Origin of the sequence: Sphingomonas sp. LR55 (assembly GCF_036856015.1) — a bacterium.
Taxonomy (GTDB): Bacteria; Pseudomonadota; Alphaproteobacteria; order Sphingomonadales; family Sphingomonadaceae; genus Sphingomonas.
In genome coordinates this window covers 2,561,151-2,584,482 of record NZ_JASPFO010000001.1, presented here as the reverse complement: position 1 = coordinate 2,584,482, position 23,332 = coordinate 2,561,151, and the positions used below count along the sequence as shown (strand labels likewise).

General features: G+C 66.1%; 16 protein-coding genes, 1 tRNA gene and 2 pseudogenes. 6 read left to right on the top strand and 13 right to left on the bottom strand.

The window, feature by feature from the left end; translation table 11 throughout:
* Nucleotides 1-79: 79 nt before the first annotated feature.
* The 7 genes and pseudogenes from QP181_RS12245 to QP181_RS12215 form a co-directional block, all read right to left on the bottom strand.
* Nucleotides 80-916, bottom strand: a complete 837-nt coding sequence (locus QP181_RS12245; protein ID WP_333928680.1) for an HpcH/HpaI aldolase/citrate lyase family protein — start codon at nt 914-916, stop codon at nt 80-82.
* A gap of 19 nt (nt 917-935) precedes the next feature.
* A complete protein-coding gene (locus QP181_RS12240; RefSeq protein WP_333928679.1) occupies nt 936-2,555 on the bottom strand; it encodes an alpha-D-glucose phosphate-specific phosphoglucomutase in 1,620 nt (539 codons plus the stop codon).
* Nucleotides 2,552-3,996 (bottom strand): annotated as a pseudogene (gene glgA, locus QP181_RS12235) (glycogen synthase GlgA). The gene QP181_RS12240 and the pseudogene glgA overlap by 4 nt, the downstream one beginning before the upstream one ends.
* A 149-nt stretch (nt 3,997-4,145) precedes the next feature.
* Nucleotides 4,146-5,405: a glucose-1-phosphate adenylyltransferase gene (glgC, locus tag QP181_RS12230; protein ID WP_443027591.1), complete on the bottom strand. Its 1,260-nt coding sequence runs from the start codon at nt 5,403-5,405 to the stop codon at nt 4,146-4,148.
* Nucleotides 5,406-5,490: 85 nt separating this feature from the next.
* Nucleotides 5,491-7,653, bottom strand: a complete 2,163-nt coding sequence (glgB, locus tag QP181_RS12225; RefSeq protein WP_333928677.1) for a 1,4-alpha-glucan branching protein GlgB — start codon at nt 7,651-7,653, stop codon at nt 5,491-5,493.
* Nucleotides 7,650-10,046 (bottom strand): glycogen/starch/alpha-glucan phosphorylase, encoded by a 2,397-nt coding sequence (locus QP181_RS12220; protein WP_333929624.1) that lies wholly within the window; start codon nt 10,044-10,046, stop codon nt 7,650-7,652. The genes glgB and QP181_RS12220 overlap by 4 nt, the downstream gene beginning before the upstream one ends.
* Before the next feature lie 185 nt (nt 10,047-10,231).
* Nucleotides 10,232-10,318: transfer RNA gene (locus QP181_RS12215), tRNA-Tyr, on the bottom strand.
* A gap of 161 nt (nt 10,319-10,479) precedes the next feature.
* Here QP181_RS12215 and rlmB point away from each other — a divergent pair.
* Entirely contained in the window at nt 10,480-11,223 is a 744-nt protein-coding gene (gene rlmB / locus QP181_RS12210) for a 23S rRNA (guanosine(2251)-2'-O)-methyltransferase RlmB (RefSeq protein WP_056055070.1), read from the top strand.
* Between the two features lie 163 nt (nt 11,224-11,386).
* On the opposite strand, the gene QP181_RS12205 is transcribed toward rlmB, so the two are convergent.
* Nucleotides 11,387-11,704 (bottom strand): 2Fe-2S iron-sulfur cluster-binding protein, encoded by a 318-nt coding sequence (locus QP181_RS12205; RefSeq protein WP_333928676.1) that lies wholly within the window; start codon nt 11,702-11,704, stop codon nt 11,387-11,389.
* Nucleotides 11,705-11,764: 60 nt separating this feature from the next.
* Between QP181_RS12205 and QP181_RS12200 the strand changes: the two genes are divergently transcribed.
* Together QP181_RS12200 and QP181_RS12195 are read left to right on the top strand one after the other, a co-directional pair.
* On the top strand, nt 11,765-12,388 hold the full coding sequence (locus tag QP181_RS12200; RefSeq protein WP_333928675.1) for a DNA-3-methyladenine glycosylase family protein: 624 nt from the start codon (nt 11,765-11,767) through the stop codon (nt 12,386-12,388).
* 265 nt (nt 12,389-12,653) lie between these two features.
* Nucleotides 12,654-13,970 carry an Nramp family divalent metal transporter gene (locus QP181_RS12195; protein WP_333928674.1) on the top strand — a complete coding sequence of 439 codons (1,317 nt, stop codon included), beginning with the start codon at nt 12,654-12,656 and terminating at the stop codon, nt 13,968-13,970.
* On the opposite strand, the gene QP181_RS12190 is transcribed toward QP181_RS12195, so the two are convergent.
* The 4 genes and pseudogenes from QP181_RS12190 to QP181_RS12175 all read right to left on the bottom strand — a co-directional run bounded on the left by QP181_RS12190 (nt 13,967) and on the right by QP181_RS12175 (nt 20,261).
* Nucleotides 13,967-15,484 carry a lipopolysaccharide biosynthesis protein gene (locus QP181_RS12190; RefSeq protein WP_333928673.1) on the bottom strand — a complete coding sequence of 506 codons (1,518 nt, stop codon included), beginning with the start codon at nt 15,482-15,484 and terminating at the stop codon, nt 13,967-13,969. The genes QP181_RS12195 and QP181_RS12190 overlap by 4 nt on opposite strands.
* Nucleotides 15,485-15,602: 118 nt before the next feature.
* Nucleotides 15,603-18,376 (bottom strand): annotated as a pseudogene (gene polA / locus QP181_RS12185) (DNA polymerase I).
* Between the two features lie 308 nt (nt 18,377-18,684).
* Entirely contained in the window at nt 18,685-19,641 is a 957-nt protein-coding gene (locus QP181_RS12180; RefSeq protein WP_333928672.1) for an isopenicillin N synthase family dioxygenase, read from the bottom strand.
* Between the two features lie 122 nt (nt 19,642-19,763).
* Nucleotides 19,764-20,261, bottom strand: coding sequence for a hypothetical protein (locus tag QP181_RS12175; protein ID WP_332754848.1), 498 nt, complete (start codon nt 20,259-20,261; stop codon nt 19,764-19,766).
* A gap of 128 nt (nt 20,262-20,389) precedes the next feature.
* Here QP181_RS12175 and QP181_RS12170 point away from each other — a divergent pair, with 128 nt between their 5' ends.
* Both QP181_RS12170 and QP181_RS12165 read left to right on the top strand, forming a co-directional pair.
* Nucleotides 20,390-21,649 carry a multidrug effflux MFS transporter gene (locus QP181_RS12170; RefSeq protein WP_333928671.1) on the top strand — a complete coding sequence of 420 codons (1,260 nt, stop codon included), beginning with the start codon at nt 20,390-20,392 and terminating at the stop codon, nt 21,647-21,649.
* A 78-nt stretch (nt 21,650-21,727) separates the two neighbouring features.
* Nucleotides 21,728-22,072 (top strand): DNA primase, encoded by a 345-nt coding sequence (locus QP181_RS12165; protein ID WP_132736360.1) that lies wholly within the window; start codon nt 21,728-21,730, stop codon nt 22,070-22,072.
* A gap of 65 nt (nt 22,073-22,137) precedes the next feature.
* Here the strand turns inward: QP181_RS12165 and QP181_RS12160 are convergent, their stop codons facing one another.
* Nucleotides 22,138-22,365, bottom strand: coding sequence for a hypothetical protein (locus QP181_RS12160; RefSeq protein ID WP_333928670.1), 228 nt, complete (start codon nt 22,363-22,365; stop codon nt 22,138-22,140).
* A gap of 290 nt (nt 22,366-22,655) precedes the next feature.
* Between QP181_RS12160 and QP181_RS12155 the strand changes: the two genes are divergently transcribed.
* Nucleotides 22,656-23,321 (top strand): outer membrane protein, encoded by a 666-nt coding sequence (locus QP181_RS12155; RefSeq protein WP_132736355.1) that lies wholly within the window; start codon nt 22,656-22,658, stop codon nt 23,319-23,321.
* Nucleotides 23,322-23,332: the final 11 nt, after the last annotated feature.

Sequence of the window (23,332 nt, the reverse complement as noted above, 5' to 3'; positions counted from 1 at the left end):
GACACCCTTTCGATAGCGCGATACCCCGTCAGTCCTGCGGACTGCCACCTCCCCTTGCAGGGGATGATCGAAGTCTGCCTCAATCCGCCAGCATCGCTTCCGCCTCGGCCAGATGCAGCCGCTCGACCATCTGGCCATCCAGCCGGATCGCGCCCTTGTCGGCATTTTCCGGCTTGGCGAACGTGGCGACGATCAGGCGTGCCCTTGCCAACTCCTCCTCGCTAGGAGCGAAACCCGCGTTCGCCGCCTCGATCTGCGACGGATGGATCAGCGTCTTACCATCGAAGCCCAGCATCGCGCCCTGCGCGCACTCGACCGCGAAGCGCGGCGCGTCGTCGAGCGCGTTACAAACGCCGTCCAGCGCGACGATCCCAGCCGCCCGCGCGGCCATGACGGTTGCTGTGAGCGCGGGGATCAGCGGCGTGCGATCCGGCCCGAGACGACACCGCATCTCCTTGGCAAGATCGTTGGTGCCGGCGACCAGCGCCGTCAGTCGCGTAGCTGATGCGGCTTGGGACAAGGTCGGTAGCGACAGGATCGCGGCACAGGTCTCGATCATCGCCCAGATCGGCGGGCCATCTTCGCCCAGCGATGCACGAACGGTTTCGAGATCGGCGGGGTACGACACCTTGGGAACGAGCACCGCGCCGACGCCCATCTCGCGCACCGCCGCGACGTCGTGTGCGTACCAGGGGGTGTCGAGGCCGTTGACGCGCACTACGAGTTCGCGCGTACCGAAACCGCCTTCGCGCACGGCTTCGACGACGCGGTCGCGCGCAGCGGTTTTCTCGTCCGGTGCGACGGCATCCTCGAGGTCGAGAATGACGACGTCGCAGTCCAATGTGCGCGCCTTGGCAATCGCGCGGGGGTTGGAGGCGGGCATGTAAAGCGCGCTCCGGCGCCGACTGCTGGTCATGCTGTCAGGTCGTCGCGCATCAGGTGACGACGTCCGGTGCGGTCCGACCGGTGTGCTGCGCGATGCCCGCGATCGACTCCGCCGCGGCGACGATGCTGGCGAGCATCTCGCTGGTGTCGCGGTCGAGGTTGCCGCCGACGGGCTCGTAGCGTTCTAGGTACACGCGGAGCGTCGCGCCGGTGGTCCCGGTACCCGACAGGCGGAACACGACGCGGCTGCCGCCTGCGAACAGGATACGGACGCCTTGGTTGCGGCTGATCGAGCCGTCGGTGGGGTCGGTATAGGCGAACTCGTCCGCGGTTTCGACGGTTAGGTCGCCGAACTGCTGGCCGGGCAGGGTGGCGAGACTGGCGCGCAAGGCTGCCATCAACGCCTCGGCGCGCGGTGTCTCGATGCCTTCATAGTCGTGGCGGGCGTAGTAGTTGCGGCCGAACTTCGCCCAGTGATCGCGGGCGATCGCGTCGACGCTTTCGCCGCGGACCGCGAGGATGTTGAGCCAGAGGAGCACCGCCCACAGGCCGTCCTTCTCGCGGACATGGTCGGAGCCGGTGCCGGCGCTCTCCTCGCCGCAGATCGTCGCCATGCCGGCGTCGAGGAGGTTGCCGAAGAATTTCCAGCCGGTTGGGGTCTCGTAAGCCGGGATGCCGAGCGCTTCGGCCACGCGGTCGGCGGCGGCGCTGGTCGGCATCGAGCGGGCGATGCCCTTGAGCCCGCCTGCGTAGCCCGGCGCAAGGTGCGCGTTCGCGGCCAGCATCGCGAGGCTGTCCGACGGAGTGACGAAGCGGTGCTTGCCGATGATCAGGTTGCGGTCGCCGTCGCCGTCCGACGCCGCGCCGAAATCGGGCGCGTCGGGGGCCATCATCGTCTCGTAAAGTTCGTGCGCGTGGACGAGGTTGGGGTCGGGGTGATGGCCGCCGAAATCGGGAAGAGGTTCACCGTTGCGGACCGTGCCCGCCGCGAAGCCGAGGCGGCGTTCGAGGATCTCGGTCGCGTAGGGCCCGGTGACCGCGCTCATCGCGTCGAATGCCATCGTCAGTTTTGCCGCCCGGATCGCGTCGAAGTCGAACAGCGTCTCCATGAGCGCGGCGTAGTCCTCGACCGGGTCGACGACCTCGACGGGCATCGCGCCGACGGTGACTTCGCCGTCGCTGTCGAGGTCGATGTCATCCGCATCGACGGTCAGCCAGCGGTCGATCTTGAGCGTGCGCGCGTTGATCGCGTCCGTCACGGACTCAGGGGCGGGGCCGCCGTTGGCGATGTTGTACTTGATCCCGAAATCCTCGTCGGGACCGCCGGGGTTGTGGCTGGCCGAGAGGACGAGGCCACCGATGGCGCCACGCTTGCGGATCATGTGGCTGGCCGCCGGGGTCGAGAGAATGCCGCCGCGGCCGACGATCACGCGGCCGAAGCCGTTCGCCGCCGCCATCCGGATCGCGACCTGGATGACTTCGCGGTTGAGGAAGCGGCCGTCACCGCCGATCACCAGCGTCGCGCCGGCCTTGTCCGCGACGACGTCGAACACGCTCTGGACGAAATTCTCGGCATAGTTCGGCTGCTGGAAGACCTTCACCTTCTTCCGCAGGCCCGAGGTGCCGGGCTTCTGGTCGGTATAAGGCGTGGTCGATACGGTGCGGATCATGCGGTCCCCGTCAGGCTTGCGTAAAGGTCTGCGTAGCGGCGGCCGCTCTCGTCCCACGAGAAGTCCGCGCGCATCGCGTTGCGCTGCAACATGGACCAGCGATCGGGGCGTGCATAGAGGGCCATCGTTCGGCGCAGCGCGTGGCTGAGCGCTTCGGGCGTGACGCCGTCGTGCTGGATGCCGGTGGCGACCCCCGCAGCGATCGCGGCTTCGTTGGCGTCGATCACGGTGTCGGCGAGGCCGCCGGTGCGCGCGACGACGGGAATGCAGCCGTAAGCGAGGCCGTAGAGTTGCGTCAGGCCGCACGGCTCGAACCGCGACGGGATCAGGATCGCATCGGCGCCGCCTTGGAGCAGGTGCGAGACGGGCTCGTCATAGCCGATGCGGACGCCGATCCGGCCGGGGTGGCGTTCGGCGGCGGCGAGGAAGGCAAGTTCAAGCTCTGTGTCGCCCGAGCCGAGCAGTGCGAGACGGCCGCCGAGCGCAACGAGTTCATCGAGCGCGCCGGCGAGGACGTCCATGCCCTTCTGCCAGGTGAGGCGGCTGATGACGGTGAAGATCGGACCGTCTTCGGTATCGAGGCCGAACAGGGTTTCGATCGCGCGCTTGTTGGTCCGGCGGCGAGTTAGCGTGCGTGCGGTGTAGCGGGCGGGGAGGAAGCATCGGTTTCCGGGTTCCAGACGGCGGGATCGATGCCGTTAACGATCCCGGTAACGCGGCCGGCGCGGTCGTTGATCAGGCCTTCGAGGCCCATGCCGAATTCGGCGCGGCGGATTTCGGCGGCGTAGGTCGGGCTGACGGTGGTGATGGCATCGGCGGCCTCGAGTCCCGCCTTGAGATAGCCGACGCCGCCATAATATTCGACGCCGTCGAGCGCGAAGGCGATGTCGGGCAGCGCGAGGTCGGCGAAGATGTCGTAGCCGTAGCGGCCCTGGAACGCGATGTTGTGGATCGTCACGACGGTCCTGGCGGGCTTGGCCGGGCCGGGGGCGTAGCGCAGATAGGCGGGGGCCATCGCCGCCTGCCAGTCGTGCGCGTGGAGGATGTCGAACGCGTAGCCGGGGACTGCGCCTGAGGCGAGGTCGGCGGCGGCGCGGCTGAACGCGGCGAAGCGGCGCCAGTTGTCGGGCCAGTCCGCGCCGGTCGCATCGCCGTAGGGGCCGCCGCCTCGGGCGAAGAGGGCCGGGGCGTCGAGGACGAGGAGCGGGTGGTCGCCTATCTTGGTTTTCAGGATGCGGGCTTCGGTACCGAGCAGGTCGGGGTAGCGATGGACGACTTTCGCGCGCTTGGTGACGGCGGCGAGGGCGGGGTAGCCGGGGAGGAAGGTCGTTAGCGCCACCCCGTGCGGCGCGAGCGCGGCCGGGAGCGCGCCGACGACGTCTGCGAGACCGCCGGTTTTTATTAGGGGATAGGCTTCCGAGGCTACGGAGAGGACGCGCATCAAATCCTCCCCGGCACGGGGAGGGGGACCGTTCGCCACTGGCGAATGGTGGAGGGGCTCGCCGCCACCGTACCGCTTGTGGAAGCCCCCTCCACCATGCGATGCATGGTCCCCCTCCCCGTGCCGGGGAGAATTTGCAGTAGGCGCCTTCACGCGGTGAGCCGGTCGATCATGGATTTGGTTACGAGCACTACGCCGTTGTCGGTGCGGCGGAAGCGTTGGGCGTCGGATTCTGCGTCTTCGCCTACGACCAGGCCGTCGGGGATCTCCACGCCGCGATCGACGACCACTTTCGACAACCGCGCACCGCGGCCGATGACGCAGTGTGGAAGGATCACCGCTTGATCGAGCATCGAGTAGCTGTGCGCGCGCGTGCCGGTGAAGATCAGGCTGCGGTGGATCGAGGAGCCGGAGATGATGCAGTCGCCCGATACGAGGCTCGACACCGCTTCGCCGCGACGACCATCGTCCGCGTGGACGAACTTGGCGGGCGGCGTGACCTCGGAATAGGTCCAGAGCGGCCAGCTGCGGTCGTACAGGTCGAGCTTTGGCACGACGTCGGTGAGGTCGATATTCGCTTCCCAATACGCATCGACCGTGCCGACGTCGCGCCAATAGGCCTCGACCTCGAGCCCCGAGCGGACGCAGCTGTCGGAGAAGCGATGCGCGACCGCCTTGCCGTGCTTGACGAGGTACGGGATGATGTCCTTGCCGAAATCGCGCGACGATCCGGGAGTCTCGGCATCGCGACGGAGTTCGTCGAACAGCAATTTGGTCGTGAAGACGTAAATCCCCATCGACGCCAACGCGATGTCCGGGTTGCCGGGGATCGCGGGCGGATCGGCGGGCTTCTCGACGAACGCGGTGACGTTGTCGTGCTCGTCCACGGCCATTACGCCGAAGCCGACCGCTTCCATCCGCGGCACTTCGAGGCAGGCTATGGTGACGTCCGCGCCGGTCTCGCAATGCTGTTGCAGGATCAGCTCGTAATCCATCTTGTAGATGTGATCGCCCGCCAGAATGACCATGTATTCGGGCGCGTGGCTCTCGATGATGTCGATGTTCTGGTAGACCGCGTCGGCGGTGCCCTCGTACCACTGGAACTCGCTGATCCGCTGCGAGGCGGGCAGAATATCGAAACTCTCGTTGCGTTCCGAGCGCAGGAAGTTCCAGCCACTCTGGAGGTGGCGGATCAGCGAATGCGCCTTGTACTGCGTCGCGACGCCGATCCGTCGGATGCCGGAATTGATCGCGTTGGACAGCGCGAAATCGATGATGCGCGCCTTGCCGCCGAAATACACCGCGGGTTTCGCGCGCGTATCGGTCAGCTCCATCAGGCGACTGCCGCGGCCGCCGGCCAGCACATACGCCATCGCGTCGCGCGCCAATGGCTGTCCCCGCCGTTCCACCATGTCGTCTCTCCCGCCTTCGTTTCCAGTTCGTTCGTACAACGTCTCGTCACCCCGAACCGGTTCCGGTCTTCGGGGTCCGAGCTTACTCCTCGAACTCGAGCATGATCGTCGCGAGCGGCGGCAGGGTCACCCAGGCCGCGCCGTCCTTCGCGACGACACCGCCGAGATTGCCGAGCCCGCTGCCCCAATATTCATGCGCGTCGCTGTTGATGATCTCGCACCAGCGGCCGTCGTGCGGCAACGGGATGCGATAAGGCGCGCGGGCGATCGGCGTCATGTTGGCGATGATCGCGACCGGCTTGGCCCCGGGGGCCTTGCGCAGCCACGCGAAGACCGAATTTGCGGCATCGTCGGCGATCAGCCATTCGAAGCCTTCCGCCTCGCAGTCGCGCGCGTGGAGGGCGGGTTTCTCGCGGTAGACGGTGTTGAGATCGCGGACGAGGCTGCGGATGCCTTCGTGGCTGCGCGCGTTGCGCAGGTCCCAGTCAAGCGCGCGGTCTTCGGACCATTCGCGGCGCTGCGCGAATTCCTGGCCCATGAACAGCAGCTTCTTGCCCGGATAGCCCCACATGAACGTGTAATAGGCGCGCAGATTGGCGAATTGTTGCCAGTCGTCGCCGGGCATCTTGGTCAGCAGCGAACCCTTGCCGTGGACGACCTCGTCATGGCTGAGCGGCAGGACGAAATTCTCGCTGAACGCGTAGACGAGCCCGAAATTGATCTCGCCGTGATGGTGCTTCCGGTGCAGCGGATCGCGCGCCATGTATTGGAGCGTGTCGTGCATGAAGCCCATGTTCCACTTGAACCCGAAGCCCAAGCCGCCGCTCTTGCCGTCGTCGCCCACGGGCGCGGAGACGCCCGGCCATGAGGTCGATTCCTCGGCGATCGTGAAGACGCCGGGGTGCTGGCCGTAGATCTCGCGGTTCATGTCGCGGAGGAACGCGACGGCCTCCCAATTCTCGCGGCCGCCCTGCTCGTTGGGGATCCATTCGCCGGCCTTGCGCGAATAATCGCGGTACAGCATCGACGCGACCGCATCCACGCGCAGCCCGTCGATGTGATAGCGCTCGGCCCAGAACAGCGCGTTGTTGACGAGGAACGACGCGACCTCGCGCCGCCCGAAATTGTAGATCGCAGTGTTCCAGTCGGGGTGGAAGCCGAGCCGCGGATCCTCGTGTTCGTACAGCGCGGTGCCGTCGAAATGCGCGAGGCCGAACGCGTCGGTCGGGAAATGCGCGGGGACCCAGTCGAGCAGTACGCCGATCCCGGCGAGATGCGCGCCGTCGACGAACCGCGCGAAGCCCTCCACATCGCCGAAGCGGGCTGACGGCGCGTAGAGCCCGGTGGTCTGGTAGCCCCAGCTCGGGTCGTACGGGTGTTCGCTGATCGGCAGGAATTCGATGTGCGTGAAGCCCATCTCGACGACGTAGGGGATCAGGCGGTCGGCGAGCGCGTCCCAGGTGAGGAACCAGCCGTCGGCGTCGCGGTCCCACGATCCGGCGTGGACTTCGTAGATGCTGATCGGCACGCGGCGCGGATCGACCGAGGACCAATGTTTCCAATGATTGGTGTCGGCCCAGTCGTGCGCGAGTTTCCGCGTGATCGAGGCGTTGGCGGGGCGGAGTTCGGACGCGAACGCGAATGGGTCGGCCTTGAGCGGTTGTAGCTGGCCGTCGGGGCCGACGATCTCGAACTTGTACGCGCGGTATTCGGCGATGTCGGGGATGAAGATCTCCCACACGCCGACGTCGCCGCGCTTGCGCATCGCGTGGCGGCGGCCGTCCCAGTCGTTGAAGTCGCCGACCACCGAGACGCGCTGCGCATTGGGCGCCCAGAGCGCGAAGTGGACGCCGTGTGCGCCTTCGTGCTCGATGAGGTGTGCGCCCATCTTGTCGTGGAGGCGGCGGTGCGTGCCTTCCGCCATCAGCAGGTCGTCGATCGGGCCGAGCACCGGGCCGAAGCTGTAGGGGTCGGTGACCCACCAAGACGTGTCGCCCGCCTCGGCGTGGTATTTGACCGGTTGTTGCGTACCGTCGATCGGACCCTCGAACAGGCCGCGATCATCGATGCGGGGGAGCGTGCCGAGCGCGGTGCCGTCGAGCGCATGCGCCTCGGCCTTGTCTGCGCCGGGCAGCCAGACGCGTGCGAACACGCCGGTCGGGCCGCTGTGGACGCCGAGCAGCGAGAACGGATCGTCGTGACGCCCTTCCAGCAGGGCAACGATGGCACCTTCGGGTGGCTTCACATTACCGTCCAGATCTCGCGCGCATATTCGCGGATCGTGCGGTCGGACGAGAACCAGCCGACGCGCGCGACGTTGCGCACGGTCGAGGCGACCCACGCGTCGCGGTCGTTCCAGCGCGTGTCGACCGCGCGCTGCGCAGTGGCATAGCTGTCGAAATCGGCGGCGAGCATGAACCAGTCGCCCTCGTACAACCCGCCCATCAGCCCGGCGTAGCGCGTCTTGTCGTCAGGCGAGAACACGCCGGACGCGATCGCGGAGACCGCCTGGCGGAGTTCGTTCGAGCCGTCGATCACGCTGCGCGGATCATAGCCGTTGGCGCGCTTCGCCTCGACCTCGTCCGCGGTCATGCCGAAGATGAAGATGTTGTCGTCGCCGACGCGGTCCTTGATCTCGATATTCGCGCCATCGAGCGTACCGATCGTCAGCGCGCCGTTCATCGCGAACTTCATGTTGCCGGTGCCCGACGCCTCGAGGCCGGCGGTCGAGATCTGTTCGCTGAGATCGGCGGCGGGGATGATCTTCTCCGCCAGCGACACGTTGTAGTTAGGCAGGAACGCGACCTTGAGCAGGCCACCAACCGACGGGTCGGCATTGATCCGGCGCGCGACGTCGTTCGCCAGCTTGATGACGAGTTTCGCGTTGTGATAGCTCGACGCCGCCTTGCCCGCGAACAGCTTCACGCGGGGCGTCCAGTCTCGCTCGGGATGGCTGCGGATCTGGTCGTAGAGCGCAACCGTCTCGATGATGTTGAGCAGCTGGCGCTTATACTCGTGGATGCGCTTGATCTGGACGTCGAACATCGCGTCCGGGTCGACGCGGAGCCCCATCGTCTCCTTGATATGATTAGCCAGTGCCACCTTGTTCGAACGCTTCACGCTCGCAAAGCGCTCCCTGAAACCGGAATCGTCGGCGAAAACATCCAGATCGACGAGCTTTTCCGCATCGTCGAGGAAGCCGTCGCCGATCGCATCGCGGATCAGCGCGGTCAGGCCGGGGTTGCATTGCTGGAGCCAGCGACGCGGCGTGATGCCGTTGGTCTTGTTGTTGATCCGCAACGGGTAGAGTTTGTGGAGATCGGCGAAGACCGTCTTCTTCATCAGCTGCGTATGCAGCGCGGCGACACCGTTGACGCTGTGCGAGCCGGCAAAGGCGAGGTTCGCCATCCGCACGCGCCGCTCTCCGCCTTCGTCGATCAGGCTGATCGCGGCGATCGCACGGTCGTCGATGCCGTCCGCGCCGCGCGCTTCCCGCAGAAGCTTGGCGTTGATCGCGTAGACGATCTGCATGTGCCGCGGGAGCAGGCGCTCGAACAGCGGCAGCGGCCAGCTTTCCAACGCCTCGGGCAACAGCGTGTGGTTGGTATAGCCGAAGGTGGCGCGCGTGATTTTCCACGCCTCGTCGAAGGCGAACTCGTGATGGTCGATCAGCAGCCGCATGAGTTCGGCGACCGACACCGCGGGGTGCGTGTCGTTGAGCTGGATCGCGGCCTTGTCGGGCAGCGTGCGGATGTCGCCGAAATACTGGATGTGACGGCGGACGATGTCCTGGATCGACGCGGACGAGAAGAAATACTCCTGGCGAAGGCGGAGTTCCTGGCCGGCGGCGGTGGAGTCGTTGGGGTAGAGGACGCGGGTGAGCGTTTCCGCGCGCAACTGGTCGGCGAGCGCACCGGTGAAATCGCCGGCGTTGAAGCGGTCGAGCTTGATCGGATCGAACGCGCGGGCGGTCCACAGGCGGAGCGTGTTGACGTGCTTGCCGCGCCAGCCGACGACGGGGGTGTCGACGGCGGTCGCCTCGACCGCCTCGGATGGGCTCCAGTGAACCTGGCCGTTGTCGGCGGCGGTCACTTCACCGCCGAAGCCTACGAAATACGCGCTCTCGCGGCGTTCGAACTCCCACGGATTGCCGTGCGCGAGCCAGTTCTCGGGCATCTCGACCTGCCAGCCATCGTCGATCCGCTGGCGGAACATGCCGTTCACGTAGCGGATGCCGTAGCCGTAGGCGGGCAGCGCGAGGCTCGCCATGCTCTCCATGAAGCACGCCGCCAGCCGTCCGAGGCCGCCATTTCCCAGCGCAGCGTCAGGCTCGATCTCTTCGAGTTCGGCGAGGTCGACGCCGTGGAGCTTCAGCGCCTGCGTGACTTCGTCGTTGCGCTGCAGGTTGGTCACCGCGTCGCGCAACAGTCGGCCGATCAGGAATTCGAGGCTGAGATAATAGACGCGCTTGGCGCCGGCCGCGTGCGCCGCCTTGGTCGACGCCATCCAGCGTTCGACGATGTCGTTGCGGACGGTCAGGATCGTCGCGGCGAGCCAGTCGTGGGGGCGAGCGGCCTGCGCATCCTTGCCGATGCGGTGGACGAGCGTGTCGAGGATCGAGTCGGCCAGATCCTGGATGACGGGTGCTTGAACGGGCGGCTGTACGGCAGGATCTGAGGTCACGCGGTTTCCGAAATCGTTACGGTCGCGGCGATCCTAGCCTCCCGCGGGCCGATGTCACGCGGACTTCCTTCCCGTGACGGAAAAGAATGTTGCCGATCAATGCTTTGAATTTGGGATGATCCATCACCGCCCTGGGGCGGTGGTGGACAGGGTAGGGTTCGAACCTACGTAGGAGAAACTCCGGCAGATTTACAGTCTGCTGCCTTTAACCACTCGGCCACCTGTCCAGGCCGCTTTTGCAAGCGCCGCTCTTTCGAGCGAGGCGGCTCAATGGCGAAGCGCGCCCGGTGTGTCAACGCAGGTTTTGCGAAGTTTCGTGGTTCATAGTTGCCGCGGGAGCGGAATGCCGACAAGGACGCGGCATACACAGACACGATAGAGAGCGAATATGGCACGCAAGGGACACAGGCCGAGCAAGGCACCGGCAGGCCGCCCCCGCTTCTGGGGCAAGCACGCGGTGGGGGCGGCGCTCGCCAATCCGGAGCGCACGGTGCGCAAAATCCTCGGCACGCGCGAGGCGCTGGCCGGGTTCGACCTGCCGGCCGACGTGCCGGTGACCTATGCCGAGGCGATGGATCTGGCGCGGCTGGTGCCGGGCGATGCGCCGCACCAGGGCGTGGTGATCGAAGTCGAGCCGCTCGAGGACATGTGGCTCGCCGACCTGCTCGAGCACGGCAAGGACGACAATCGCCCGCTGGTGATCCTCGACGGCGTGACCGATCCGCACAATGTCGGCGCGATCCTGCGCTCGGCGGCGGCATTCGATGCGCTGGGGATCATCACGCCGGATCGCAACGCGCCGCCGGAATCGGGGACGATCGCGCGGGCGGCTTCGGGCGCGCTTGAGTCGGTGCCTTGGATCCGGGTGGTGAACCTTGCGCGCGCTCTGGAAGAGATCGCGGCAGCGGGGTTCTGGCGGATCGGGCTGACGGGCCACGCGACGCAGACGCTGTCGGAAGCGATGGGCACGCAGCGGATCGCGATCGTGCTCGGCGCCGAGGGCGAGGGCATGCGCCAGAACACCGAGCAGCATTGCGACGAGCTGGCGAAACTGCCGATCTCGGAGAAGGTGGAGAGCCTCAACGTCTCGAACGCCGCGGCGATCGCGTTGTACGCGATCACGACGCGGTAAAACTACTCCCTCGCCCCTACGGAGAGAGGGAAGGGGCCCGGCGCCCTTGCGGTGGGAAGGGAGAGGGGAGTGAGGCTCGGGACTTGGATCCCAACAGCCCCTCTCCCTTCCGTCGCCTACGGCTCCTCCCTCCCTCTCCCCGAAGGGGCGAGGGAGGGGGGAATTAGTCCTCTGCTGCGATCTTCACCTTCAGCCCATCGAGTCCTTCGGTCAGTTCGATCTGGCACGACAGTCGCGAAAACTCATCCCGATCACTCGTCGAATCGAGCAGATCGTCCTCGTCCGGCCCCATCGGCTTCAGTTTGCCCGCAAAGTCCGGGTCGACATGGACGTGGCAGGTGGCGCACGAGCAACAGCCGCCGCACAGCGCCAGGATCTCGTCGATCCCGGCGTCGCGGATGACTTCCATCACCGAAAGCCCCGCCTCGCCGATGATCTCGCGTTCTTCCCCTTCGCGCGTCACGACGATAAGCTTGGGCATGTCATTCTCCGAAAAATCTTCGTGCGTTCATGCCGTTGCGCGAGCCAGGGATCAAGCATCATGGGCCTGAGCGCAGAGCAACTTGAAACCGCGATGGCGGCATTGTGCGAAATCGAGCCGGCGTTCGCGGTCGCGATCGGCAATGCTGGCCACCCCGCACCCCGGATCAGCGAGCGCGGCTTCGCGACGTTGTTGCGGACGATCGTTGGGCAGCAGGTGAGCGTCGCCTCGGCGGCGGCCGTGTGGAACAAGCTCGACGCGGTGGTCGGCGGCGCAGGCGATCCGGCGAAGATCGCCGCCGCCAGCGACGAGTTGCTGAAGAGCGCCGGACTGTCGCGCCAGAAGCTCGGCTATGCCCGCAGCCTCGCCGACGAGGTGACGAGCGGCCAGCTCGACCTGACCAACCTGCCCGAGGACGACGAGGAGGCGATCGCCGCACTGGTCCGCGTGAAGGGGATCGGTCGCTGGTCGGCGGAGATCTACTTGCTGTTCGCGGAAGGGCGGTTGGACATCTGGCCGGCGGGCGACCTCGCGATCCAGATCGAGGTCGGACGCATTCTAGGCCATGAAACCCGACCGAGCGAGAAACTGACGCGCGAAGTGGCGGAAGCCTGGCGCCCGCACCGCGGCGCGGCGGCGATCTTCGCGTGGCATCATTACCAGGCGGACATGAAGGTCATCTGACCTCCTACTCCCTCCCTGGAAGGAAGGGGGACGCTTCCCATATATTCCTTGCGTTCCACCCCGCCCACCCCACCACACCCCGCCCGTCATCCCAGCGAAAGCTGGGATCTCCCCGTTCAAGTCGTGACACCCGCCAACCGAAATACCCCAGCTTTCGCTGGGGTGACGGATTTGGCGGGGGGACGGGAGGCGGGGGTAGGCCAGCTCTGGCAGCTTCAGACGCAGACGCTTGTCCCCTCCTCCTCGTTCCGGCAAAGCACCCCCGATGTCAGCCCCCAATCTCCCCGCGTCCGACTTTGCCAACTCGCTCGCCGAGAGCCACCGTACCGTCGTCGTCCCCGAAGGCGCGTCGTTCTGGCGGCGGCTGTTCGCGTTCGTCGGGCCGGGGTATCTCGTCGCGGTCGGCTATATGGACCCCGGCAACTGGGCGACCGACATCGCCGGCGGCTCCGCATTCGGCTACACGTTGCTGTCGGTCGTGCTGCTGTCGAACCTGATGGCGATGGTGCTGCAAGCCCTCTCCGCGCGCCTCGGCATCGTCGCCGGGCTCGACCTCGCGCAGGCCTGTCGCGCGCATTATTCGAAGCCGGTCTCGGTCGCGCTCTGGTTCCTGTGCGAGATCGCGATCATCGCCTGCGACCTTGCCGAAGTGCTTGGCACCGCGATCGCGCTGAAGCTGCTGTTCGGCCTGCCTTTAGTCTACGGCGTCATCCTCACCGCGCTCGACGTGTTCCTGATCCTCGCGCTGCAACGCTTCGGGTTCCGCAAGCTCGAGGCGTTCGTCGTCGCCTTGCTGGTGATCATCGCCGGCTGTTTCGTCTTCGAGCTGTTCCTCGCGCGGCCCGAATGGGCGGGCGTGCTCGGCGGGCTCGTTCCGACGACGCAGATCGTGACCAACCCGGCGATGCTCTACATCGCGATCGGCATCCTCGGCGCGACCGTGATGCCGCATAACCTGTACCTCCACTCGTCGATCGTCCAGACGCGAGCGTTCGCCAAGGACACCGCGGGCAAGCGCGACGCAATCACGATGGCGACGATCGACGGCACCGTGGCGCTGGGACTCGCCTTCTTCATCAACGCGGCGATCCTGATTTTGGCGGCAGCGACCTTCCACGTTGCAGGGCGCACCGACGTCGCCGAGATCGACCAGGCGTACCAACTGCTCGCACCGATGCTGGGGATGGGCGCGGCGAGCGTGTTGTTCGCGGTCGCGCTGCTCGCGTCGGGACAGAACTCGACAGTGACGGGCACGCTCGCCGGTCAGATCGTGATGGAGGGCTTTCTCAACCTGCGCATGCCGGTCTGGGCGCGGCGGCTGGTAACACGGGCGCTCGCGATCGTCCCCGCGGTGTTCGTGGTCGGTGCGTCGGGCAATGCGGGCGCAACAAAGCTGCTGGTGCTCAGCCAGGTCGTGCTCAGCCTGCAGCTGCCGTTCGCGGTCGTACCGCTCGTCAAGTTCACGGGCGACCGCACGATCATGGGCGACCTGGTCAGCCCGGCGTGGCTGAAGATCCTCGCCTGGGTGATCGCCGCGGTGATCATCGGGCTGAACGGCACGCTGCTCTACGGGATGCTCTAGGCGACCGGCGCACCAGCATTGGGCAGGGCGGCGTCATCGGCCTTGGGTTTCTTGGCGAACAGCGCGCGGTCCGCGGGGCCGAATGCGTATTTCCACAGGATGTAGAGATAGGTGGCCGCGATCGCGGGTTCGCCGATCGCGAGCTCGACCCATTCGTAACGCTTGGGTAGCGCGGTGAACGCGCCACCGACCACGATCGCGGCGAGCGCGGCCCAGATCAGCGGCCAGCGCCACGGCGATACGTTGGCGCCGAGCAGGTGCCCGAGCAGCTTCGACTTGATGATCGACGTCACCCCGACCGACAGCATCAGCGCGATCGCCGGGCCGGCCGCCTGGTAATTGACCGGGTAGCCGAGCTTGCGGATCGCGAAGATCAACGCGAAACTCAGGCCGATCTGGAACGCGAGCATTGCCGCCGAGATCATCAGGTTCCGGTGGCGGGCGATGTAGACGAGGGCGGATTCGCTGACCGCGCCGGTCGAGGCGAGCACTTCGGCGGTCAGCAGGAATGCGAGCGCGGCGGTGCCGGCGACGAACTGCGGACCGACCACGCCCATCACCGCTTCGCCGGGAATCGAGCCCATGAGCGCGAGTCCGCCTTGCGCGGCCATGATCCAGAACGCGACCTGGCGGACCTGGTTGGCGATCGCCGCACGATCGTTGATCGCGAGGCTGTGGGTGATGACGGGGCCGAGGATCGGGTCGAAGCTGGTCTTCAGTTTCTGCGGCAGGCTCGCGACCTGCTGCGCCATGTAATAGATGCCGACGATCTTCGGCTCGAACATCACGCCGAGGATGAAGCGGTCGACGTTGCGGCTGCCCCATTCGAGGATGTCCGCGCCGGCCAGCGGTACGTTGGCGCGTGCGAGCGCGTACAATGGACGGAGCTGGGGTTTCCAACCCCGCGGCACGCCGTAGCTGCGCAGGAACGGCACGAGGCTGGCGATCAGCGCCGCGGTCATCGACGCGACGTAGCTGAGGACTAGGCCGTCGCGGATCGTGAAATAGGAGAATGCCCAGGCGGCGATCGAGATCGTCCAGGGCTCGACCACCGCGCGGGCGGTGACGGCGGCCTTGACGTTCAGCCTGTACGCAAGCGCGGCGAGGCTGACGTCGGACCAGGCGATCGCGACGATGATCAGCGGCAGGAACCGGTCTAGCCCGGTGATCGCGCTGTTCGGATACATGATCTGCGGGAACGTACAGAGGACTGCGCTGGCGATGAGGGAGGCGACGAACGCCACGGCCATGGCGTCCCACACAACGTTGGCATGCGGACGGTCGGCGCTGCTGAGCGCTTGGGCGAGGCCGCGCTTCAGCCCGAGCGTCGCGAGAAGTGCGGCGAGTTCGACCACCACGACGGCGATGGCGAAGCGGCCGACGAGGTCAGGGCCGTAGATGCGGCCGGCGATGAACAGGAACGGGATGCGCGCGGCGAGGCGGAGGACGAAGCCGGCAATGTTGGTCCGACCACCTCTGGCGAGCGTGTCGATATCCTGCGTGGCCTCGGTCACGCTGCTGCGCCATTCGTGGATCGCGCCGCGACAAAGCCGCGTCCTCGGTCGGAGCAAACGCTCCGCCGGCCGCGCTGGTGCGAGTCAGCCGGACATGGCCGGCTGCCGCCCCGCGCGTTCAATGTGCCGCTCCCCAGCTAAGGCCGGTGCCGATCTCGATGCCCAGCGGCACGTCGAGGGTGACCGCGGGGAGTGCCGCATTGGCCATGACATGCTCGATCACGGGCTTGGCTGCCTCCACGTCACCTTCCGGCAATTCGAACACGAGTTCGTCGTGGACCTGAAGCAGCATGCGGACATTGGGCAGACCCGCTTCGAGCAACGCCGGCCCCATCCGCACCATCGCGCGCTTTATGATGTCGGCGCTCGTCCCCTGGATGGGGGCGTTGATCGCGGCGCGTTCGGCGCCTTGGCGTTCGTGCTGAATCTTCGAGCGAATCCTTGGGAAGTGGGTTTTTCTCCCGAACAGCGTGGTGGTGTAGCCGCTCGCGCGCACGCTCTCCGTCGTCTCGACGATGTAGTTCGAGATGCCGGGGAAGCGGTCGAAATAGCGGTCGATCATCGCTTGAGCCTCTTCCGCCGAAACGTCGAGGCGACCGGCGAGACCCCAGCGCGAGATGCCGTAGAGGATCGCGAAGTTGATCGTCTTCGCGCGGCCACGGGTGTCGCGGTTGACCTCGCCGAACAGTTCCTGCGCGGTGAGGCTGTGGATGTCGTCGCCGTTCGCGAACGCGGCCTTCAACGCGGGGACGTTCGCCATGTGCGCGGCCAGACGTAGTTCGATCTGCGAGTAATCGGCGGCGAGGATGACGTTGCCGGGCTCGGCCACGAACGCGTCGCGGATCTGGCGACCGATCTCGGTGCGGATCGGGATGTTCTGCAGGTTGGGATCGGTTGACGACAGCCGGCCGGTCTGCGCGCCGGTCAGCGAGTAGGACGTGTGGACGCGGCCGGTCGCCGGGTTGATCTGCGCCTGCAGCGCGTCGGTATAGGTCGATTTCAGCTTCGACAGCTGGCGCCAGTCGAGCACTTTCCGCGCGATCACGGCGCCGGGCGAATCCTTGTCCGCCGCGATCCGCTCGAGTTCGTTGACGTCGGTCGAATAGACGCCGGACTTGCCTTTGCGGCCGCCCTTGATGCCCATCTTTTCGAACAGCACGTCGCCCAGTTGCTTGGGGCTGCCGATCGTGAACGGCGCGCCGGCGAGCGCGTGGATCTCGGTTTCCAGGCTCGCCATCTGGCCGGCGAACTCGGTCGAGAGCTTCGACAGTTTCGCGGCGTCGACCTTGATCCCGTGCATCTCCATCTGCGCGATGACGGGGACGAGCGGGCGGTCGACCATCTCGTACACGCGGGTCGAGCCTTCCGCGGGCAGGCGGCGCTTGAACCGGCGCCAGAGCCGGAGCGTCACGTCGGCATCCTCGGCGGCGTAGCGCGTGGCGGCCTTCAGGTCGATTTCCTTGAAGGTCCGTTGCGTCTTGCCGGTGCCGACGACGTCCTTGAACGCGATGCAGCTGTGCGAAAGGTGCGTGGCCGCGAGTTCATCCATGCCGTGGCCGTGCAGCCCGGCGTCGAGATCGAAGCTCATCACGATCGTGTCGTCGAATGGCGCGATGGTCACGCCGCCGGTGGACGCGTAGGCGCGGCCGAGGACGATCATGTCGTATTTGAGGTTGTGGCCGATCTTCAGGACGCTCGGATCCTCCAGCAACGGCTTCAGTTTCTCTAGCACGAGCGCGCGATCGAGCTGGACCGGGTTTTCCGCGAGCAAATCCGTCCCGCCATGCGCGATAGGTACGTAGCAGGCGAGGTTCGGATGCAGCGCCATGCTCACCCCGACGAGATCGGCGCGCGTCGCGTCGATGCCGGTGGTCTCGGTGTCGATTGCGATCCAGCCCTGGTGTTTCGCCACGGTGATCCAGCGATCGAGTGCGGCTTCGTCGACGACGGTCTCGTAGTCGTCGTGCTTGCAGGGCTCGTCCTCGTCGAACTCGGCTGTGCTCGCCGGTTCGGCGACGGGGGCTTCGGCGACCGCGGAAAGCTTCGCGATCAGCGACTTGAAGCCGTGATGTTCGAGGAACGCACGAAGGGGGCGTCGGGGATGCCCTTGAGTTCGAGATCCTCGAGCGGTTCGGGCAACGCGACGTCGCATTTGAGCGTGACGAGCACCTTCGACAGCCGCGCCATCTCGGCATGCTCGATCAGGTTGTCGCGCAGCTTGCTCTTCTTCATGCCGTCGGCGGCGGCGAGCACGGCTTCGAGATCGCCGTGTTCTAGGATCAGCTTCGCCGCGGTCTTCGGGCCGACGCCGGGGACGCCGGGGACGTTGTCGACGCTGTCGCCCATCAGCGCGAGCACGTCGCCGAGCTGCGCAGGCGAGACGCCGTGGAATTTCTCCGCGACATGCTCCGCGCCGAGCCGGCGGTTGTTCATCGTGTCGTACATGTCGAGACCGGGCTCGATCAGCTGCATCAGATCCTTGTCGGACGACACGATCGTGACTTCCCAGCCTTGGGCTAGTGCAGCCTTCGAATAGCAGGCGATGATGTCGTCGGCTTCGAGTCCCTCGGTCTCGATGCACGGCAGCGAGAACGCGCGCGTGGCGTCGCGGATCATCGGGAACTGGGGGACGAGATCCTTGGGCGGCGGCGGACGCTGCGCCTTGTACTTGTCGTAGAGATCGTTGCGGAAAGTCTTCGACGACTTGTCGAGGATGACCGCCATGTGCGTGGGGCCATCGGCCGCGTGGACCTCGTCGGCGAGCTTCCACAGCATCGTCGTATAGCCGTACACCGCGCCGACCGGCTCGCCATGCTTGTTGGTGAGCGGCGGCAGCCGGTGATAGGCGCGGAAGATATAGCCGGAGCCGTCGACGAGATAGAGATGGGGCATCGCGCGGTCTAGCGGATGCTGGGGCGCGGACCAATGGGCGAAGCGTGGTTGTTGGGTATCAGGTGGGGAGAAAAGCGGTGGGGGGATGGGGGCGCTTTAGCGGTCCCGAGAGATGCGCCACCCCGGCGGAGGCCGGGGCCCAGTTGGGAAACGGCGATAACAGAGCGGTGCGTGTCGTTACGACCACCTTTCCAACTGGGCCCCGGCCTTCGCCGGGGTGGTGCAGTGGTCAGTGCCAGCGCTTCCTTGTTCTCCCGCGAAGGCGGGAGCCCAGTCTGGATCCCCGCCTTCGCGGGGAAACATGCTGCCTACTTCTTGATCAGCCCGATCTCGACCAGCCGCTCGTACAGGTAATCATGCGCGGTGATCGGGTTCGGATAGCGGTTCGCGTTATCCGGCGTGATCGTTCCAGGCAGCGTCTCGATCAGGAAGTCGGGCGCGGGGTGGAGGAAGAACGGCATCGAATAGCGTGAGTGGCCGCGGCGCTCGGGGGGCGGGTTGACGACGCGGTGCGTGGTCGAGGGCAGCACGTTGTTGGTCAGCCGCTGGAGCATGTCGCCGACGTTGACGACCATCGCGCCCTCGGGCGGCTTGATCGACAGCCAGCGACCGTTCGCGCGATCGAACAGTTCGAGGCCGGCTTCCTCGGCGCCGAGCAGCAGCGTGATGAGGTTGATATCCTCATGCGCGCCGGCGCGGACGCCTTCGGCATCGGCTGGGATCGGCGGGTAATGCAGCAAACGAAGGATGCTGTTGCCGTCCTTCACCGCCGGATCGAACCAGTCGGGCTTGAGCTTCAGGTGGCGCGCGATCGCGGACAGGAGTTTGTCGCCGGCGCGGTCGAATGCGGCGAACAGTTCCAGGAAGACCGGCTTGAAGCCCTCGGGGCGCGTCGGCCAGACGTTCGGCGCCATCGTGTCCGCGTAGCGATGACCCTCGGGGAGTTCGCGACCGACGTGCCAGAATTCCTTGAGGTCGACGACCTTGGCGTCCTTGGCGATCTCGGTCTTGAACGGCGTATAGCCGCGCGCGCCGCCGCCGCCGGGGATGTGATAGCCGCGCTTCTCGTCCTCGGGGAGGTCGAACAGGAGCTTGGTCTCGGCCCAGGCGCGCTCGATCAGGTCGGCGGGAATGCCGTGATCGGCGACGATCGCAAAGCCGTAGCGCTCGAAGGATTCGCCGAACGCGGCGGCGAAACCATCGGGGTCGGTGTCCTGCGTGGCGAGGCTGAGCGTCGGGACCTGGGCGGCGGGCGTATCGAGCATGGGGTGCGTGTCCGGTTTGGGGGACGCCTGATATAGGGGATTGAGCAGGCGGTGCCAAATGCCTGGGTTAGGCTGCGTTTACATTTTGAACGATCCTCCCCCTGGCGGGGAGGATTGGAGCCTCAGCCGCTAATGACGATCGTGCCGGTCGCCTTGTCCTTGCCGTCGGGGGCGAGTTCGAGGCGGAAGGGTTTGTTTTCGTCCGTCGTGCCGATCAGGTTCGCGCCCTCGGGATGCACCTGGTAGCCGACCTTGCCGAGCCGCTCGGCGAACCAGTCGCGGACGATTGTCGGGGTGGCGGGGCTAGCGAACGCCACCCGCAACCCACCGGCCTTGTCGTCGCCGACGATGTTGAGCGTCTTGATCGACGACCCCGGATACAGGCGCACGCCGTTGAGATCGAAATTGCCGGTGTCGATCTTGATCTTCGGCAGCTTCACCGAGCCCTGGAAGCCGGGGACGTCGATCTTCATCTCGCCGGTCTCGCCATTGATCGCGCCGAGGACGTTGCCGCCGTCGGCGTTGATCGAGACCGACGCGCCTTCGTTCGAGCGATCGCAGGCGGACAGTGCGAGCGCGCCGGCAAGGCTGACGGTGGCGAGCAGGAGCGGGCGGATCATGGCTTTCTCCGATGTGTATTGGTATGATAATACAGATAGGAGGCATCAACGTATCGCGCAATCATCGCCGAACCGCGCCGGTTAGCGGGTTTCGCAAGACAGGCCGAGCGGGTAAAGGCGCAGGCATCATGCAGACCCAGGATCCCCAATCCGACGCGCCAGCGATGCGCGGCGCGCCGATCGGTTTCGTCGAGTTCGTCGCGCTCGTCGCCTCGCTGATGTCGCTCACCGCGCTCGGCATCGACTCGATGCTGCCCGCGCTGCCGGCGATCGGCGACTCGCTCGGAGTCGCGACGGAGAACGGGCGGCAGTTCGTGGTGACCGCGTTCGTGATCGGCTTCGGCGTCGCGCAGCTCGTCCACGGGCCGCTCGCGGATCGGTTCGGGCGGCGAACCGTGCTGCTCTGGTCGCTCGTCCTGTACATCATTGCCAACGTCGCCTGCGCGACCGCGGGGAGTTTCACGCTGTTGCTGGCCGCACGCGCATTCGGCGGTGCGGTGATTGCCGCCGCGCGGGTCGCGACGATCGCGCTGGTCCGTGACTGCTATCACGGGCGGGCGATGGCGCGGGTGATGTCGATTGCGTTCATGGTGTTCATGATCGTGCCGATCCTGGCGCCGACGTTCGGCTGGACGGTGCTCCAGTTCGGCGATTGGCGCGCGATCTTCTGGACCGTGGCGGTGCTGACGCTGGGCGTGCTGGTGTGGTTCTATCTGCGGATGCCCGAGACGCTGGCGCCCGAGAATGTGCTGCCTATTACTCCCCGCCGCATCCTGAGCGACTGGCGGCAGACGCTCGCCGATCGCAATTCGCTCGGCTACACGCTCGCCTCGACCGCCTTGATGGGGGCGCTGTACGGGTATCTCAATTCGATCCAGCAGATCATGGCGGATGTGTTTCACAAGCCGACGCTGCTCGCGCTGATCTTCGCGACGACGTCGGTGACGATGGCGGCGTGCAACCTCCTCAACTCGCGGATCGTGATGCGGCTGGGGACGCGGCTGATCAGCCACGGCGCGTTGTCGGTGTTGATCCTGGTGTCACTGGTGCATCTGTTCGCGATTGAGATCGGGTTCGAGACGTTGGTCAGTTTCGCGATCTTCCAGGCGCTGACGCTCGGGTGTTTCGGCCTCGCCACGTCGAACTTCTCGGCGATGGCGATGGAGAATATGGGGCGGATCGCGGGCACCGCATCGAGCGTGCAGGGATTCCTGAGCGTGACGATCGGCGCGGTGATCGGCGCGCTGATCGGGCAAGCGTTCAATGGCACGACGGTGCCGCTGGTCGCCGGGTTCCTGGTTGCCGGTCTCGCCGCGCTTCTCGCCATCCTGATCACCGAGCGGGGGCGCCTGTTCCGCCCTGCGTCGACGGCGCCGTTGCGCGCTTGAAGGAACCACCGCGCACGTCCACCGTTCGCATCCGGTAGGCCCGCAGCGTGCGGGCGTCCTGAACGAGGGAGTGTGACGATGGGCGGACATCAGGTGCCGAGTGCCGGTTCGGGCGACGACGGCTATGACGAAGAGGGCTATGACGAGAGCCAGCGCGCCGAGATCCTCGAGGCGACGCGTAGCGGCCCGACCGATGGCGTCATCCTGACCGATCTCGATCCGGACCTGGGCGAGGACGACATCGACGACGAGTCGATCGACGAGACCAAGATGGACTCCGAAGAGGTCGGCGAGAGCGATGCCTCGGTCACGATGGACGAAGACGACATGGACGAGGATGACGTCCAGGACGAACTCGACGATGGCAGCATCGACGACGACGAGGACCTCAAGGACGCCGACGACGTCGCGCTGAAGCCCTGAACCACGAAACCCTGAACGACCCGCGACGCGCCAACGAACGGCGCGTCGCTGCTAACCGGTGGCGTTTAACCGGTGGCGTTGGCGAGGATCGCCAGGTCCCGCGCATCGAACGCAGCGCCCGTCGCATCGGTCTGCCCCTCCACGACATTGCTCGAAACCGCATTTCCGGCGGGTGGTTCCGGTGCGTCGCTGGCCACGTCATAGGCCGTCCACACGATACCGGCGGACCAGAACAGCGCGGCCCAGCGGCTGCGGAACAGACGTGAGAACCCCATCGATGCTGCATTGCACATCGATCGTCACCCACTGATAAACAGATAGCGTTAATGCCGGCATCCGCTGATTTTTGCCGCTTTTCCGCTGTATTCCGGGCTAGTTCGCCGCGGCGAAGCCATCGTTCGTTCATGTAACTGACAGGAACCGTTGCTGTAACGCAACACAGCCGAACAGTTCCCCGGCAGTTCCCCGAATGTGACGTTTTTTGTGCAACCATGTGCCCGCCGGCCTGTTTCGACTTGCCTGGACCGAACCGACGCACCGTGCAGTCGGGGATCCACGCAACACTCGAGATAAGGTCACACGCATGCGTAAGCTTTCCCTGGCAATCGCCCTCGCCGCCGCAACGGTCGCAGTTCCCGCCTTCGCGCAGGACATGTCGGCACCGGCTCCCACCGACAACAGCGCACAGCCCGGCGAAGCAGCAGCTCCGGACGGCTCGAAGGCATTCGGCATCGAGCCGTACTTCGGCGTCATGGGTGGTTGGGAGCAGTTCGACAACGAGCGCGGCCACGGCATCCCGCAGGCGCTGAACGCCGACAACTCGCTCCGTCGCGGCTACAAGCCATCGGGCTCGCTGGTCCAGGGCGTGCTCGGCGTGAACGTGCCGCTCGGCCCGGTCTTCGTCGGCGCAGAAGGCAACGTGATCAAGGGCATCGATGGCAACATCGATTGGGAATACGGCGCAGCAGGCCGCTTCGGCTTCCGCGCTGGCGACAGCGGCCTGATCTACGGCAAGGTCGGCTACCAGTGGGTCAACTTCGACCATTTCTCGGCACGCTCGACCAACGGTGGCGACACCGGTCGTGACTACAGCGCGATCACCTACGGCATCGGCGCAGAAGTCGGTCCGCAGAGCATTGGCCTGAAGGGCATCACCGGCAACGCAGGCTTCCGCATCCGCGCCGAGGTCAACACCTTCGGCGACGCGCAGAGCTTCCGTCCGATGCTCGGTATCATCACGCACTTCTAAGCCTTTGCCTC